Here is a 15,361-nt window from a genome sequence, read left to right as displayed (position 1 = left end):
GGCTGAACGCATGACGCGAGCCGAGCAGCCAACGGCCCCCACCACAGCCCCGGACGACGCCCTGGTCGCGGACTCCCGCGAGCGTGCCGTCCGCTCCCTGCTGCGCCGGCCGCAGCTGAGGCGCCTGTGGAGCGCGCAGCTGGTGAGCGGAGTCGGCGACGCCCTGTCCCTCCTCGTGCTGGTCGTCCTGGTCCTCCAGGCGGCCATCGCCGAGGGGGCCTTCGGCGGTGGTTACCGGGGCGTGGCGTTCGCAGTGGCGACGGTCTTCGGTGTGCGCATCCTCGCCGCGCTGCTCTTCGGCGCCGTCCTCCTCGGCCCGCTGACCTCGCTCACCTCCCCGGAGGGCCCGCTCGACCGCCGCTGGACCATGGTCGGTGCCGACGGCCTGCGCGCCGCGCTGCTGATCGTCGCGCCCCTGTGGATCGACTGGACCCCGGACGACGCGCTCGCCGTCCTGCTGGTCACCGCCTTCGTCACCGGCGTCGCCGAGCGGCTGTGGACCGTGTGCCGGGAGAGCGCCGCCCCCGCTCTGCTGCCGGCCCCGCCCCCCGAGGGCGCGACCGTACGGCCGCTGCCGGACCACCTGGACGCCCTGCGCCGCCTGTCGCTGCGTACGACGTTCCTGGCGGTCCCGCTGGCCGCCGCCGCCCTGGTCGTCGCCGCCCTGCTGAACAACCTGCTGGGCACGGGCGTGGCCTGGTTCGACCAGCACCAGGCGGCCCTCGGGTCGTATGTGGCGGCGGGCCTGTTCGCCGGCTCCCTGTCCGTGCTGACGTACCTGGAGCTGCCCGACACGCGCACCCCGCGCGCGCGGTCCCCGCTGGAGGGGCTGCGCCGCCCGCGCACCGGCACCGGTGTCGACAAGGGCCGCACGGGCGCCGTCCCGCTGCTCTTCCCGGCCTGCGCCGGCGTCGCCGGGGCGATCGCCGCGGCCGTCGCGGTGTGCGTGCTGCACGCCAAGGACCTGGGCGGCGGCCCGGTCCTGTACGGCCTGCTGGTGCTGGGCCTCACCGGCGGTGTCGCCGTCGGCATCCGCACCGCCCCCGCGCTGCTGCCCTCGCTCTCCCGCCGCCGCCTGCTGGCCCTGGCGATCGCCGTCACCGGCATCGCGCTGCTGGCCGCCGGGCTCGTCCCGGACGTCACCACGGTCCTGCTGATCGTCACGCTGGCCGGCGCCGGCGCGGGCGTGGCCGCCAACACCGGGCACACCCTGCTCGACCAGGAGACCGAGGACTACCGCCGGGCGCGCACCACCGAGCACCTGCACGCCGTGGTCCGCGTCTTCATAGCGCTCGGCGCCCTGATCGCGCCTCTGGTCGCGGCGCTGATCGGCCCGCACCGGCTGGAGAACGGCAGGTTCGTCTTCGCGCACGGCGGCGCGGCCTTCACCCTGATGCTGGTCGGCGCGCTGCTGCTCCCGGTGGCCGCGCTGGTCCTCGCCAAGGTCGACGACCGGTCCGGCGTGCCGCTGCGCCAGGACCTCAAGGACGCGCTGCTCGGCGGCGACGACCCGGTGCAGGCACCGACGGCGAGCGGCTTCTTCATCGCCCTGGAGGGCGGCGACGGCGCCGGCAAGTCCACCCAGGCCGAGGCTCTCGCCGAGTGGATCCGCGCCAAGGGCCACGAGGTCGTGCTCACCCGTGAGCCCGGCGCCACCCCGGTCGGCAAGCGGCTCCGCTCGATCCTGCTGGACGTGTCCTCGGCGGGCCTGTCGCACCGCGCGGAGGCGCTGCTGTACGCGGCCGACCGCGCGGAGCACGTCGACACGGTCGTACGCCCCGCCCTGGAGCGCGGCGCGGTGGTGATCTCGGACCGCTACATCGACTCCTCCGTCGCCTACCAGGGCGCCGGCCGCGACCTGTCCCCGACCGAGATCGCCCGCATCAACCGCTGGGCCACCAACGGGCTCGTCCCGCACCTCACCGTCCTGCTGGACGTCTCCCCGGAGGCCGCCCGCGAGCGGTTCACCGAGGCACCGGACCGGCTGGAGTCCGAGCCGGCGGAGTTCCACGCGCGCGTGCGGGCCGGTTTCCTCACGCTGGCCGCCTCCGACCCCGGCCGCTACCTGGTGGTGGACGCCGGGCAGGAACCCGAGGCCGTCACCACGGTGATCCGGCACCGGCTGGACACCGTGCTGCCGCTGTCCGAGGCCGAGATCAAGGCTCAGGAGGAGGCGCGGAAGAAGGCCGAGGAGGAAGCCCGCCGCAAGGCCGAGGAAGAGGCCGCTCGCAAGGCCGAGGAGGAGCGCCTGGAGCGCGAGCGCCAGGAGCAGCTCGCCAAGCTGCGCGCCGAGGAGGAGGAGCGCAAGCGCCGCGAGCTGGAGGAGGCGCAGCGGCGCGAGGCCGAACGGCAGGCGGAGGAGGCCCGGCAGCGGGCCGAGGAAGCGGCCCGGCGCGCGGAGGAGGAGCGGCAGCGGCTGCTCGCCGAGGAGAAGGCGCGCGCCGAGGAGGAGGCCCGCCGCAAGGCCGAGGAGGAGCGGCGCCGCAAGCAGGCCGAGGAGGAGGCCCGGCTGCGCGCCGAGGAAGAGGCCCGGCAGGCCCGGCTGCGCGCCGAGGAGGAGGCCCGGCGCCTGGAGGCGCAGCGCAAGGCCGAGGAAGCGCTGTTGCGGGCCGAGGAAGCCCGCCGGCAGGCGGCCGAGGCCGCGGCGGCGGCCGACGCGGCGGCCCGCAGGCCCAGCGCGCCCCGGCCGACGGCACCGGGCGTGGTCCCCGACGCGGTGACCGTCCCCACACCGGTGGTGTCTCCCGACACCCCCCGAGGCACCGAGGAGACCGTCCCCACACCGGTGGTGGCGCCGGACGCGAAGGCCCCGGGCGCGGACGGGCGTCGTACGGACGCGCAGGGCACGGACCCGCGGCCCATGGACGAGACGACGGTGCTGAGGCCGGTGCGCGAGGAGCGCGGCGGTTTTGCCGGCGACGCCCGCGACGCCCAGGGACCTCACCCGGACTCCGAGGTGACCGCCGAGCTGCCGCAGCCGCCGGCCGCCTCCGGCCCGGCCGAGGAGACGGCGGTACTGCCGCGGACCCCGGGCGCGGCGGACGAGACGGCCGTGCTGCCGCCGGTGCCCGCCGACGAGACGGCCCAGCTGCCGCCGGTGCCTCCGGGCGCGGCCGACGAGACCGCCGTACTGCCGCCGGTACGCGGGGACGACCCGGCGGACCGGGTGCCGCCCGGCTACTTCCGGGACGAGCGGCCCGCCGCCGGACCCGACGGCACCGAGCCGCGCACCCGTGAGATGCCCCAGCTCGACGCCGACGGCACACCCCGCCGCCGGCCGCGCTCCGACTGGGCCGAGGAGACCCCGCTGGACGACCTGCCGTCGCTGGCCGACGAGCTGCTGGGGTCGTACGGCGAGCAGGGGTACGACGACCAGGGCGACGGCGGCGAGCAGAGCCGTGAGGAGCCCGGCCGCGAGGAGCAGGGGCGCAGGGGACGCGGCCGGGGCCGGCGGGGCTGACCGGAGCGGACTCGTGCGGGGACGGGCGTCCCGGGCGTCGGCGAGGGCCGGCGTTTCCGGGGCGCCTTCGTCGTCGGTGCCCTTCGGCGGGGGCGTTTCGGTGGTGTCCCGGATGTCGGTGCCCGTCCGTGCGGGCGTTCTCGTGGCGTCCCGGTGTCGGTGCCCACTCGCACCGGCGTTCCCATGGCACCTGGTTGTCAGTGGCCACCCGCACAATGGACTGCGGAACGGGCAGTGTGACGGAAGGGCGGCGTGACCCATGACCGTGTGGGACGACCTCGTCGGGCAGGAGAAGGTGAGCGCGGTGCTCGACGCCGCCGCGCGGGACGCCGACGCCCTCGTCACGGCCGCCGCGGCGGACGAGCCGCTGCCCGAGACGTCGAAGATGACCCACGCCTGGCTGTTCACGGGCCCGCCCGGCGCGGGCCGGAACCAGACGGCGCGCGCCTTCGCCGCAGCGCTGCAGTGCGTGAGCCCGGACCGCGCCCTCGGCGGCTCCCCCGGCTGCGGCTTCTGCGACGGCTGCCACACCGCGCTGCTCGGCACTCACGCGGACGTCACGACGGTCGCCGCGGTCGGCTCCGAGATCCTGGTCAGGGACATGCGGGACACGGTCCGCAAGTCCTTCACCGCCCCGGCGAACGGCCGCTGGCAGATCATCCTGGTCGAGGACGCCGAGCGGCTGAACGAGAAGTCGGCCAACGCCGTCCTCAAGGCCGTAGAGGAGCCCGCCCCGCGTACGGTCTGGCTGCTGTGTGCCCCCTCCATCGAGGACGTCCTGCCGACCATCCGCTCCCGCTGCCGCCACCTGAACCTGCGCACGCCGTCCGTCGAGGCCGTCGCCGACATGCTCGTACGGCGCGACGGCATCGAACCCGAGGTCGCCGCGTCCGCCGCGCGCGCCACCCAGGGGCATGTCGACCGGGCCCGCCGGCTGGCCACCGACCCGGCGGCCCGTGAGCGCCGTGCCGCCGTGCTGAAGCTGCCACTGCGGCTGGACGAGGTCGGCGCCTGCCTCAGAGCCGCCCAGGAACTGGTCGACGCGGCTGCCGAGGACGCCAAGCAGCTCGCCGAGGAGATGGACGCCAAGGAGACCGAGGAGCTGAAGGCGGCCCTCGGCGCGGCCCAGGGCGGCCGGCTGCCGCGCGGCACGGCGGGGGTGATGAAGGACCTGGAGGACATGCAGAAGCGCCGCAGAACCCGTACGCAGCGCGACAGCCTGGACGTCGCCCTCGGCGACCTCACCGCCTTCTACCGTGACGTCCTCGCCCTGCAGCTCGGCACGCGCGTGGCGATCGCCAACTCCGACGCCGAGGACGCCCTGGAGCGGCTGGCCCGCGGCAGCACCCCGGAGTCCACACTCCGCCGCATCGAGGCGATCTCGGCGTGCCGCGAGGCCCTGGACCGCAACGTGGCTCCACTGCTCGCGGTGGAGGCCATGACGATGGCGCTGCGGGCGGGGTGAGACCGCGCGAGCGGACGCTGACGCCGTAGACGTGTGAAACCGGAGGTGTCCCCCGTAGGAGGCACAATGCCCACGGAACGCAACCAACCCGTCGCGCAGCGTTACGCTCGCCAGATGCACACCAGGCCATCCCCCCGCTCCCGCCGGCCCCGGGGCGCCCGCACCCGGACGTCGGCCCGCCTCACGGCCACGCTGCTCACGGCCGCCGCACTGCTCGTGTCCGCCTGCTCCTCCGGGACCCCGACCACACCGGCGGGCGGGACGGTGCAGGCGGCGCTCGCCGCGCTGCCGCGTTCGACGCCGTCGGCGCTGACGCCGTACTACGACCAGCGGCTGCGGTGGCGCGACTGCGGTGCCCCCGGATTCCAGTGCGCGACGATGAAGGCCCCGCTGGACTACGACCGGCCCGAAGCCGGCACGGTCCGGCTCGCCGTAGCCCGCAAGAAGGCCACCGGCAAGGGGAAGCCGCTCGGCTCGCTGCTGGTCAACCCGGGTGGCCCGGGCGGTTCGGCGGTCGTGTACCTCCAGCAGTACGCGGGCGTCGGCTACCCCGCGGAGGTCCGCGCCCGCTACGACATGGTCGCGGTGGACCCGCGGGGCGTCGCCCGCAGCGAGCCCGTCCAATGCCTCAACGGCCGGCAGATGGACACGTTCGCGCAGACGGACCTGACACCCGACGACCAGCAGGAGCGGAACACGCTGGTCGCGGCGGACCGGAAGTTCGCGGAGAGCTGCGGGGCGCACTCGGCGCGGCTGCTGCGGCACGTCTCCACCGTCGAGGCGGCCCGGGACATGGACCTCCTGCGGGAGGCGCTCGGGGACCGGAAGCTGAACTACGTCGGGGCGTCGTACGGCACGTTCCTCGGGGCGACGTACGCGGGACTGTTCCCCGGGAGGGTCGGCCGGATGGTGCTCGACGGCGCGATGGACCCGTCCCTGGACGCCCGCAGGATGAACCTGGACCAGACGGCGGGCTTCGAGACCGCGTTCCAGGCGTTCGCGAAGGACTGCGTACGGCACTCCGACTGCCCGCTCGGCGGGAAGGGCACGACGCCCGCGCAGGTCGGCGACCACCTGCAGGCGTTCTTCCGCGAGCTGGACGCCCATCCGGTCCCGGCGGGCGAGGGGCACGGCCGCAAGCTGGGGGAGGCGCTGGCCACCACCGGGGTGATCGCGGCGATGTACGACGAGGGGGCCTGGGGGCAGCTGCGCGACGCGCTGACCTCGGCGATGAAGAAGGACGACGGCGCCGAACTGCTGGCCCTGTCCGACAGCTACTACGAGCGGGACGCGGCCGGTCACTACAGCAATCTGATGATGGCCAACGCCGCCGTGAACTGCCTGGACCTCCCGCCGGCCTTCAACGGCCCCGAGGAGGTCGAGAAGGCGCTGCCCGCGTTCGAGAAGGCGTCCCCGGTCTTCGGCCAGGGCCTGGCCTGGGCCTCGCTGAACTGCGCGTACTGGCCGGTGCGGGCGACAGGTGAGCCGCACCGCATCGAGGCGAAGGGGGCGGCGCCGATCGTGGTGGTCGGCACGGTCCGCGACCCGGCGACGCCGTACCGCTGGGCGAGGTCCCTGGCCGGCCAGCTCTCCTCGGCCCGCCTCCTGACCTACGACGGCGACGGCCACACGGCGTACGGCCGCGGCAGCGCCTGCATCGACCGTGCGATCGACACGTACCTCCTCCGGGGCACTCCGCCGACCACCGGAAAACGCTGCTCATAACCCCTGGTACCCGCCCCGGAGCCGCCCGCTCCGGGGCAGGTACGAAGCACCCCCGGAAACTGTGTAGACTTACCGACGTTGCCGATCGCACCATAGTGCGGGCAGCGCGCCGCTTTAGCTCAGATGGCCAGAGCAACGCACTCGTAATGCGTAGGTCTCGGGTTCGAATCCCGAAAGCGGCTCCACTGGAGGCCAGGTCACGTGGTTCGTGACCTGGCCTTCTTGTCGTCGGTCGGGGCTAGCCGGGGGAGCCCGGAGTGCCGTGCGGGGGGCGTAGGCGGGCGGCGAGGAGGGCGATGTCGTCCTCGCACATGCCGCTGGTCAGGCGGGTCAGGAGGGCGTCGAGCAGGTGCTCCAGCGAGTCGTCGGCCGACAGGTCCATCTCGGTGAGGGCGTGCAGGGAGTCGTCGATGTCCACGCCTCGCTGTTCCACGAGCCCGTCCGTGTAGAGCAGCAGCACGGAGCCCGGCTCGAATGCGAACGTTGTCATCTCGTAGGCGCCGAGTTCCGTGCCGATGGGAGGGCCGGCCGGCAGGTGCATGAGGTCACGGCCGCCGTTCGGGCGGATCACGAGGGGCGGCAGGTGCCCGGCCGTGGCGGCGGTGCAGGTGCCGGCCCCGGGGTCCAGGAGGACGAGCAGGCAGGTCGCGACGCGGTCGAGGCCGATACGGGCGGCCCTGCGGTCGGCTTCGGTGAGCATGGCGTCCACGGGCAGCCCGGCGGCGGCGACGGTGCGCAGCACGGAGCGGTACTGGCTCATGGCCACCGCCGCCTGGAAGCCGTGCCCCATCACGTCCCCCATGACCAGCAGGGTGCGACAGTCCGGGAGCGCGATGGAGTCGTACCAGTCGCCGCCCACGAGGGCGCTGCGGCCGGACGGCAGATAGCGGGTGGCCACCTCGACCGTGGGGTGCGGGCGGTCGGGCTCGGACAGCAGGGCGCGCTGGAGCTCCAGCGTCATCGTGTGCTCGCGGCTGTAGCGGTGGGCGCTGTCGATGGAGACGGCCGCCCGCGCGGCGACGCCCTGCGCGGTCAGGATGTCGTCGTTGCTGAAGGGAGGGGACTCTCCCATCCGCATGAGGATGACGACGCCGACACTGCGGCCGGACGTGGGCAGCGGGACGATGAGCACCGAGTGGACCCCGGCCGCTCGGTAGACGCGCAGGCGGGCGGGATCCGCGATGACCTTTTCGAACAGCTCGTCGGAGGCCAGGTTGCCCAGCCACGGCCGTCCGCTGTCGATGCAGCGGCGGGGCGCGAAGCCGCGGGGGAGATCGACGTACGGCTTCGTCCCGCCGAGTTCGCTCAGGTGCCGGTGCAGTTCGGCGGGCGCCGACATCTTCATCTTGCGCAGCCGGAGCATGCCGGGAGGAGGCGGGGGCGCGCCGAAGAACTCGTCCTCGACGATCCCGACCGCGACGATGTCGGCGAGCGAGGGCGCGAGGAAGTCGGTCAGCTCGGCGCAGGTGGACTCCACATCGAGGGTGGTGCCGACCCGGGTGGCCGCGGCGTCCAGGAGGGCGAGCCGCTGGTGGGCGTTCTCCAGGTCGTCCAGGTACTGGCGCAGATTGCTGACCTCGACGGCGATCCCACACACCCCGACGACCTGCCCCTGCACCTCCAGCCGGTGGAAGACGGCCCGCCAGAGCCGCCGCCCCACGGGTGAGGGGACGCGTGTGGTTCCGGTCAGGGTGACTTCCCGGGGCTGCCCGTCGGCGAGTACCTCGATCAGCGTGTCGTCCGGTGTCTGCACGTCCGGCAGCACCTCTGCGAACGTCCTGCCGAGGAACGCGGCGGAGGGGACCCCGGTGACCTGGGACCAGGCCGGATTGACGTAGAGATGGCGCAGATGGCGGTCCAGGATGAGCACGGGGGTGGAGGTGCCTTCGATCATCGCGCGCAGCAGCCCGCACTCACAGTGCGGATTCCGGGCCCCGTCGGCCGCCGCTATGAAGGTTTCGGTTCCGATGGGTCTCGGCGCCCGGGCCAGAGCCTCGGGGAAGAGCCACGACGGCGGGAGTCGTTCAGCGTTCACCGTCTTCTCCAGCTGTCCGATTCACCGTCTTCTCCAGCTGTCCGGGCAGGTCGGCCCCTTTCCCATCGTGTGGGGAGGGCAGATCCGACGCATCTCGGCCGGCAGGCAGGCGCAGTGGAATGCGGTGACAAAACCGGATCAAAGACGCCGCAAAGTGAATCGGCGTCCGGTGAACCCACCGACCCGAGGCAACATCTTGGTGAACGGCGGGCAGCGCGCGGCAGGGGCGCGCTGTCGCCGGTGGCCGGATGGGGTGAGGGACGTGCTGGAGCCGAGGATCGCCGTGGCCGTGGTGACCATGGGCAACCGGCCCGCCGAGGTCGACGCCCTGCTGGAGTCCGTGGCCAAGCAGGACCCCGCCCCCGCCCGCATCGTGATCGTCGGCAACGGCTGCCGGCTGCCCGAGTTCGCCCGCCGGCTCGCCCTGCCCGGCGAGGTCACCACCGTCGACGTCGAGGAGAACCTCGGCTGCCCGGGCGGCCGGAACGTCGCCCTCGCCCGGCTGCGGGAGTTCGGGGACGTCGACGTCGTCGTGGAACTGGACGACGACGGGCTCCTCGTCGACCCCGACGTGCTGCGCCGGGTACGCGACCTGTACGCCGCCGACCCCCGCCTCGGCATCGTCGGCTTCCGCATCGCCGACGAGCACGGCGAGACCCAGCGGCGGCATGTGCCCCGGGTGGGCAAGTCCGATCCGCTGCGCGGGGGCTACGTCACCGGCTTCCTCGGCGGCGGGCACGCCTTCCGCATGGCGATGCTGGCCGAGACCGGGGACTGGCCCGCCGAGTTCTTCTTCGCGCACGAGGAGACCGACCTCGCCTGGCGGGCCGCCGACGCGGGCTGGAAGATCCTGTACGCCCCCGAGCTGCTCCTCCAGCACCCCAGGACCTCACCGGCCCGGCACGCCATCTACTACCGGGTCAACGCCCGCAACCGCGTCTGGCTCGTCCGGCGCCGGCTGCCGCTGCCGCTGGTCCCCGTGCACCTCGGGGCCTGGACGCTCCTCACCCTCGCCCGCATCCGCTCCCTGGCGGGGCTCAGGGCGTGGTTCGGCGGGTTCGCGGAGGGGCTGCGGGAGCCGGCCGGCGAGCGACGGCCGATGCGCTGGCGTACGGTGTGGCGGCTCACTCGGCTGGGGCGTCCGCCGGTGATCTGAAAGGGGGCCGGGCTCGGGCGGGACAGCCGGAGCGGGCGGCCGGAAGGAAAAAAGCGGGACGGGGCCCCGGTCGTTCACCTCCGCCGGCCGGGGCCCTTGTCGTCCCCGGATCCAGCCTGCGGCGACACTCCCCCGAGTAACGCGACATACGCGCGCGCCGTCGGGCCAGATCCGATGGAATGATCACATCAGGATTCGCCAACGGATCGCTAACATGTGGCCAACGGTTCGTCGGCGGGCCGCGGACGGGTTGGCCGGAAGTCATCCGTCGGTGGCGGTAACAACCCCTGGACCGGGCGGAATCCGGTGCCGGGCCGATGGGCAGAAGGTGGCGGGAAACCGTTGTGGACAGGGTGGGAATCCGCCAGGCAACGGCGGGCACACGCCCGTCGCGGAGCACGGTCGGCCCCGACCGCGCGGGAAGGCAGTGGAACGGCGTGATGCGGCGGTGCGAGCTGCGCTTCGGACTGCTGGGACCGCCGGTCCTCTACGACCGATCGTCGTACGAGATCTCGTACGACACCTCTCCCGGAACCTCCGGCGATCTCCCTCCCGGAACCTCCGTCGAGCCCTCTCCCGGCCGCCAGGACGAGAACGCCGGCGACGACACCCTCGACAACGGCGTCCGGGCCATCGGCAGCCCCAAAGTCCGCGCCCTGCTCGCCGCGTTGCTGCTGGAGTCCGGCCGGGTCGTCTCGGTCGAGTCGCTCAAGGACGCGCTGTGGGGCGGCGCGCCGCCCGTCTCCGCGCAGGCATCCCTGCACAACCACGTCACCCGGCTGCGCCGGCTCCTGGACGACCCCGAACGACTCAGGGCCGTACCCCCGGGCTATGTGCTGCGGGTCGACCACGGCGAGCTGGACGTGCACGTCTACGACGCCCGGGTCGCCGAGGCGCGGGCCGCGCACGCCCGGCGGGACTGGTCCGGCGTCGTGCGGGCCTGCGCCGCCGCGCTCGCGCTGTGGCGCGGCACCCCGCTGAGCGGGCTCCCCGCCGACATCGGCGGCTACGCCCTCGTGCAGCGGCTGGGAGAGGCCCGGCTGCTCCTGCTGGAATGGCGCTACGACGCCGAACTCGCCCTCGGTGGCGCCCGCTTGGCCGCACTCGTCCCCGAGCTGGCGGCCCTGGTCGCCGAGCATCCGCTGCGCGAGGCGTTCCACCGTCAGCTGATGCTCGCCCTGCACCGCACCGGCCGCCAGGCGGAGGCCCTCGCCGTCCACCGCGATCTGCGCGCCCGCCTGGTGGAGGAACTCGGCATCGAACCCGGCGCGGCGGTCCGCGACGCGCATGTCGAGGTGCTGCGGGAGAGCGGCGAGGGGCGACGGCGGGACGAGTCGCACGGGGCTCCGCAGCCGACCGGCCCGGCCGGACGGCCGCAGCGGAACACCGACTCGCCCACCGACGAGGTCCCGGACGCCAGGGACACCACGGATGCCACCACGACCCCGGCGCACCCCACGGCCGCCGCATCCTCCGCGTCCCCCACGCCCCCTGAGCCCGTCGAGCCCCCTACGCCCCCCACCTCCCCACGAGACGCCGACGCTCCCCCCGCCCGCCAGACCCCCCGCCCAGCCCAGCTACCCGCCCCGCCCGCCCACTTCACCGGCCGTTCCGACGCCCGTCGCGAGCTGCGCCAAGCCCTGACCGAGCCGCCCGCCCCGGCCCCCGCCGTCGCGGTGATCAGTGGCATGGCAGGCGTCGGCAAGAGCGCGCTGGCCCTGCATGTCGCCCATGAGCTGAGGGAACGTTTCACCGACGGTCAGCTCTACGTCAACCTGCATGGCGCCACCCCGGGCATGACCCCGCTCACCGCCGCACAGGCGCTCGCCGCGCTGCTGCGCGACCTCGGTGCCGAGCCCCGGAACATCCCCGAACACCCGGATGCCGCCGCCGCGTTGCTCCGCTCGCTGCTCGCGCCCGCGCGCATCCTGCTGGTGCTGGACGACGCGGCGAACGCGGCCCAGGTACGGCCCCTGCTGCCGGCCGGGCCCGGCTGCGCGGTGATCGTCACCAGCCGCTCGCCGCTCACCGCGCTCGACGGCGCCCGGCGCTTCCCGCTCTCCCCGCTGACCGGCGAGGACAGCGCGGCCCTGCTGCGCGCGGTGAGCGGACGCGCGGGCCTGGACGCCGGCCACGCGCTGGTCGAGCTGACCGGCCGGCTCCCGCTGGCGCTGCGCGTGGTCGCCGCCCGGCTCGCCGCCCGCCGGGCCCTCACCCCAGACGTCCTGGCCGGACAACTGGCCGCCACCGGCGGACGCCTGCACCACCTGGAGTACGACGATCTGAGCGTCCGCCGCTCCCTGGCCGTCGCCCACGACGCGCTCGCCGCCGCCGAGCGCGAGGCCGACCGGGACGCGGCCCTCGCCCTGCGCCACATCGGCGCGCTCGACCTGCCGACGTACGGCGCCCCGCTGATCGCCCGCCTCACCGGCACCGACGAGCGCCGCGCCGAGGCCGCGCTGGACCGTCTGGTCGACGTCGCCCTCCTGGAGGAGACGGCGTACGGCCGCTACGCCCCCCACGACCTGGTCCGTGACTTCGCCCGCGAACTGGCGGACGCCGACCCGCAGCCCACCGCACCCACCGCCGCCGGCGAGACCCACAGCCCCGCAGGTACCGCGAGCACCAACCCCCGTACCGCCCCCGACCTCACCGCCCTCCGCTGGTACGCCGCCGTGGCCGAGCGGGTGTTGACGGCTGTGGTGGGGCCCGGGCTCGATCAGGACGACCGGCGGCGGCCGACCGCCGCGCAGCCGCCGGGGCACGCGGCGGACGTGGCCGCGCTGGCGCCCTTCGAATCGGCCGAGGAGGCATTCGCCTGGGGCGAGGTGGAGCTGGAGAACGTCGTCTCCCTGGTGGCGCGGAACACGGACACCGACGATCCGTGCACGGCGGCCCATCTCTCGACGCTCGTACGGCTGCTCTTCCCGTATGTGCAGCGCGGTGGCCAGGTCGCCGAGATGGAGGTGCTGGGGCGGGCCGGGCTCGGTGCGGCGCGGCGGCTGCGGGACCCGGCGGCCGAGGCGTACGCGCTCGGCGACCTCGCGGGCCTGCACTTCCTGACCGGCCGGCACAACGACGCCCTCACCCTGACCGACCAGGCCCTGGAGATCTGGGAGCAGCTGGGCACGGCCTCCCGGATCCGGCGCTGCCTGAACAACCGCGGGCTGCTGCTGGAGGGGCTCGGGCGGTTCGAGGAGTCGGGGGAGGCGCTGCGGCAGAGCCTCGCCTACTCGCGGCTGCTGAACGACCCCTACGGCGAGGCCGTCACCCGCAGCCACCTGGGCAACCTCTACGAGCACACCGACCCGCGCGCCGCCATCGAGCAGCACCGGCGCTCGCTGGCGATCGGGGACTCCATCGGCGCGGTCATCGTGCAGCACTCGGCGCACTGCAACATCGGCTACGCCCAGCTCACCCTCGGCGAACCGGCCGCCGCCGCCCGGCACTTCGAGGAGAGCCTGCGCATCCTCGGCGGCCACAGCGACTGGCACGGCGAGTCCCAGACCCGGCTGGGCCTGGTCCGCGCGCTGCGGCAGCTGGGGCGGACCGAGCGGGCGGCCGGCGAGTGCGCCGAGCTGCTGCGCCGGGCCGACGCCCGCGCCGACCGCTACATGGGCGGACTGGCCCTGCACCAGCAGGGCCTCCTGCTGCGCGAGCAGGGGCGGCGGGCGGAGGCGTACGACGCGTGGCGCGCGGCCCGCGCGGCCCTGGACGGCACCGACGCGCAGGCGGTGCTGGCGGAGCTGCGGGAGCTTCTTGAGGGCTGACCAGGCCCCGCGGAACAGCTCACTTGGCGTCGGCATAGCACTCCACCACCGCCGTCGTGAACGGGAACCGCACCGGTGTCTCCCCGAAGGTCAGCCGGCCGGCGAGGGCGGCGGACTCGTGGACGGCCCGGACGACGGCGTCGGCCTCCTCGGCGGGGCAGTGCACGATCACCTCGTCGTGCTGGAAGAACACCAGCTCGGCCTTGAGGTCCGCGCAGGCCCGGCGCAGCGCGGCGAGCAGCAGCAGGGCCCAGTCGGCGGCGCTGCCCTGGACGACGAAGTTCCGTGTGAAGCGGCCCCGCGCGCGGGAGTTGGTCGAGGCGTACCCGGGGACCCAGCCGGTCTGGGGCTCCGGCTCCTCCTCGCCGGCCACCGGGATGCCCGCCTCCTCCGCGCCCTCGCCCGCTCCTGCGGCCGGCGGGCAGGTGCGGCCCAGCCAGGTGCGCACCAGCCGGCCCTCCTCGCCCGCGCGGGCCGCGTCGTCGACGTAGGCGACGGCCTTCGGGAAGCGGCGGCGGAGCGCGGCGAGGTTCTTCAGGCCGTCGCCGGAGGTCTGGCCGTAGACCGCGCCGAGCACGGCGATCTTGGCCTGGTCCCGGTCGCCGGAGAAGGCGCGGTCGGAGACGGCCTGGTAGAGGTCGCTCGTGCGGCCGGCCACCTCCATCAGGCCGGGGTCGCGGGAGATCGCGGCCAGCACGCGCGGCTCCATCTGGTCGGCGTCGGCGACCACCAGCCGCCAGCCGGGGTCGGCGACCACGGCCCGCCGGATCACCTTGGGGATCTGCAGGCCGCCCCCGCCGTTGGTCACCCAGCGCCCGGTGACCGTGCCGCCGGCGAGGAACTCGGGGCGGAACCGGCCGTCGCGGACCCAGTCCTGCAGCCAGGACCAGCCGTGCGCCACCCAGATGCGGTACAGCTTCTTGTACTCCAGCAGGGGCTCGATCGCCGGGTGGTCCACGGACTGGATCTCCCAGCGGCGGGTGGACTTCACCTTGATCCCGGCCTGCGCGAAGGCCTTGACCACATCGGCGGGCAGATCCGGCCGCACCCGGCGCCCGAAGGCCGCGGACACCTCGTCGGCCAGCTCGGCGAGGCGGCGCGGCTCGCCACCGCCCGCGTACCGCTCGCCGAGCAGGTCGTGCAGCAGCTCGCGGTGGACGTCGGCGCTCCACGGCAGACCCGCCTGGTTCATCTCGGCGGCCACCAGCATCCCGGCCGACTCGGCGGCGGTCAGCAGCCGCATCCGGTCGGGGTGGGCGGTCTTCTCGTGCCGCCGCAGCTGGTCGGCGTAGACCGCGAGCAGGTCCGGCAGGGCCAGGCGGACGCCGGCGGGCTCGAACAGCGGTGACTGGGCGCCCCGTTCGGCCGCGCGCTGCGGCGGGTCGGGCGGGACGGGGCCGCCGCGGAGGCGGGCCAGGGCGGCGGCGGCCGAGCGTGGCTCGCCGTACCGGCCCTCGTGGCCCAGCAGGAGTGTCTCGGCGTCCTCGATGTCGTAGCACCGCTCCACTCGCACCCCCGCGGCGAGCAGACTCGGGTAGACCTCGGGGGTCGACCGCCACACCCAGCGTGTCACCTCCGGGCGGCTCCGCACCGCCTCGGCGAGATCGCTCTCCCGCCGCACCGGCCCGGCGGGCAGCCCGTCCGGGCCGAGGGGGGCGACGTCCACGCCACCGTCCTCGGCCGGTGCGAGCGCCCACCGGTCGGTCATGACTGCGAGTGTGGCAGGGGCCACTGACAATCGCCCTGGCCT

The 15,361-nt window shown here is 74.6% G+C and carries 7 protein-coding genes and 1 tRNA gene; 6 read left to right on the top strand and 2 right to left on the bottom strand.

Translation table 11 applies throughout. The annotated features are described in order from the left end of the window. Positions 1 to 10 precede the first annotated feature (10 nt). From tmk to ABZ937_RS22190, 4 genes are all read left to right on the top strand, one after another. Complete coding sequence (gene tmk, locus ABZ937_RS22205; protein WP_361694387.1) at positions 11 to 3,460, top strand: dTMP kinase; 3,450 nt, start codon at positions 11 to 13, stop codon at positions 3,458 to 3,460. Between the two features lie 259 nt (positions 3,461 to 3,719). Continuing rightward, the gene (locus ABZ937_RS22200) at positions 3,720 to 4,925 is read left to right on the top strand and encodes a DNA polymerase III subunit delta' (RefSeq protein WP_361694385.1); all 1,206 of its coding nucleotides are present in this window, start codon (positions 3,720 to 3,722) and stop codon (positions 4,923 to 4,925) included. A 114-nt stretch (positions 4,926 to 5,039) separates the two neighbouring features. Further along, on the top strand, positions 5,040 to 6,650 hold the full coding sequence (locus ABZ937_RS22195) for an alpha/beta hydrolase (RefSeq protein ID WP_361694383.1): 1,611 nt from the start codon (positions 5,040 to 5,042) through the stop codon (positions 6,648 to 6,650). A gap of 108 nt (positions 6,651 to 6,758) precedes the next feature. Next, positions 6,759 to 6,835: transfer RNA gene (locus tag ABZ937_RS22190), tRNA-Thr, on the top strand. A gap of 53 nt (positions 6,836 to 6,888) precedes the next feature. On the opposite strand, the gene ABZ937_RS22185 is transcribed toward ABZ937_RS22190, so the two are convergent. Continuing rightward, the gene (locus tag ABZ937_RS22185; protein ID WP_361694381.1) at positions 6,889 to 8,685 is read right to left on the bottom strand and encodes a SpoIIE family protein phosphatase; all 1,797 of its coding nucleotides are present in this window, start codon (positions 8,683 to 8,685) and stop codon (positions 6,889 to 6,891) included. Positions 8,686 to 8,947: 262 nt separating this feature from the next. On the opposite strand from ABZ937_RS22185, the gene ABZ937_RS22180 reads away from it, so the two are divergent. Next, the gene (locus ABZ937_RS22180; RefSeq protein WP_361694379.1) at positions 8,948 to 9,841 is read left to right on the top strand and encodes a glycosyltransferase; all 894 of its coding nucleotides are present in this window, start codon (positions 8,948 to 8,950) and stop codon (positions 9,839 to 9,841) included. Between the two features lie 440 nt (positions 9,842 to 10,281). Beyond that, positions 10,282 to 13,611, top strand: a complete 3,330-nt coding sequence (locus ABZ937_RS22175; protein WP_361694377.1) for a BTAD domain-containing putative transcriptional regulator — start codon at positions 10,282 to 10,284, stop codon at positions 13,609 to 13,611. A 19-nt stretch (positions 13,612 to 13,630) separates the two neighbouring features. Here the strand turns inward: ABZ937_RS22175 and ABZ937_RS22170 are convergent, their stop codons facing one another. Then, entirely contained in the window at positions 13,631 to 15,319 is a 1,689-nt protein-coding gene (locus ABZ937_RS22170) for a bifunctional 3'-5' exonuclease/DNA polymerase (RefSeq protein ID WP_361694375.1), read from the bottom strand. Positions 15,320 to 15,361: the final 42 nt, after the last annotated feature.

The sequence above is a fragment of the Streptomyces sp. NPDC046727 genome (genome assembly GCF_040645635.1).
Classification (GTDB): domain Bacteria; phylum Actinomycetota; class Actinomycetes; order Streptomycetales; family Streptomycetaceae; genus Streptomyces.
This window is presented reverse-complemented; position numbering and strand designations above follow the sequence as displayed.

Bases quoted from the DNA above. Each gene is read 5' to 3' on its own strand.
- ABZ937_RS22175 (WP_361694377.1), top strand. From the start codon at position 10,282: ATGCGGCGGTGCGAGCTGCGCTTCGGACTGCTGGGACCGCCGGTCCTC.
- ABZ937_RS22170 (WP_361694375.1), bottom strand. From the start codon at position 15,319: ATGACCGACCGGTGGGCGCTCGCACCGGCCGAGGACGGTGGCGTGGAC.
- tmk (WP_361694387.1), top strand. From the start codon at position 11: ATGACGCGAGCCGAGCAGCCAACGGCCCCCACCACAGCCCCGGACGAC.
- ABZ937_RS22195 (WP_361694383.1), top strand. From the start codon at position 5,040: ATGCACACCAGGCCATCCCCCCGCTCCCGCCGGCCCCGGGGCGCCCGC.
- ABZ937_RS22200 (WP_361694385.1), top strand. From the start codon at position 3,720: ATGACCGTGTGGGACGACCTCGTCGGGCAGGAGAAGGTGAGCGCGGTG.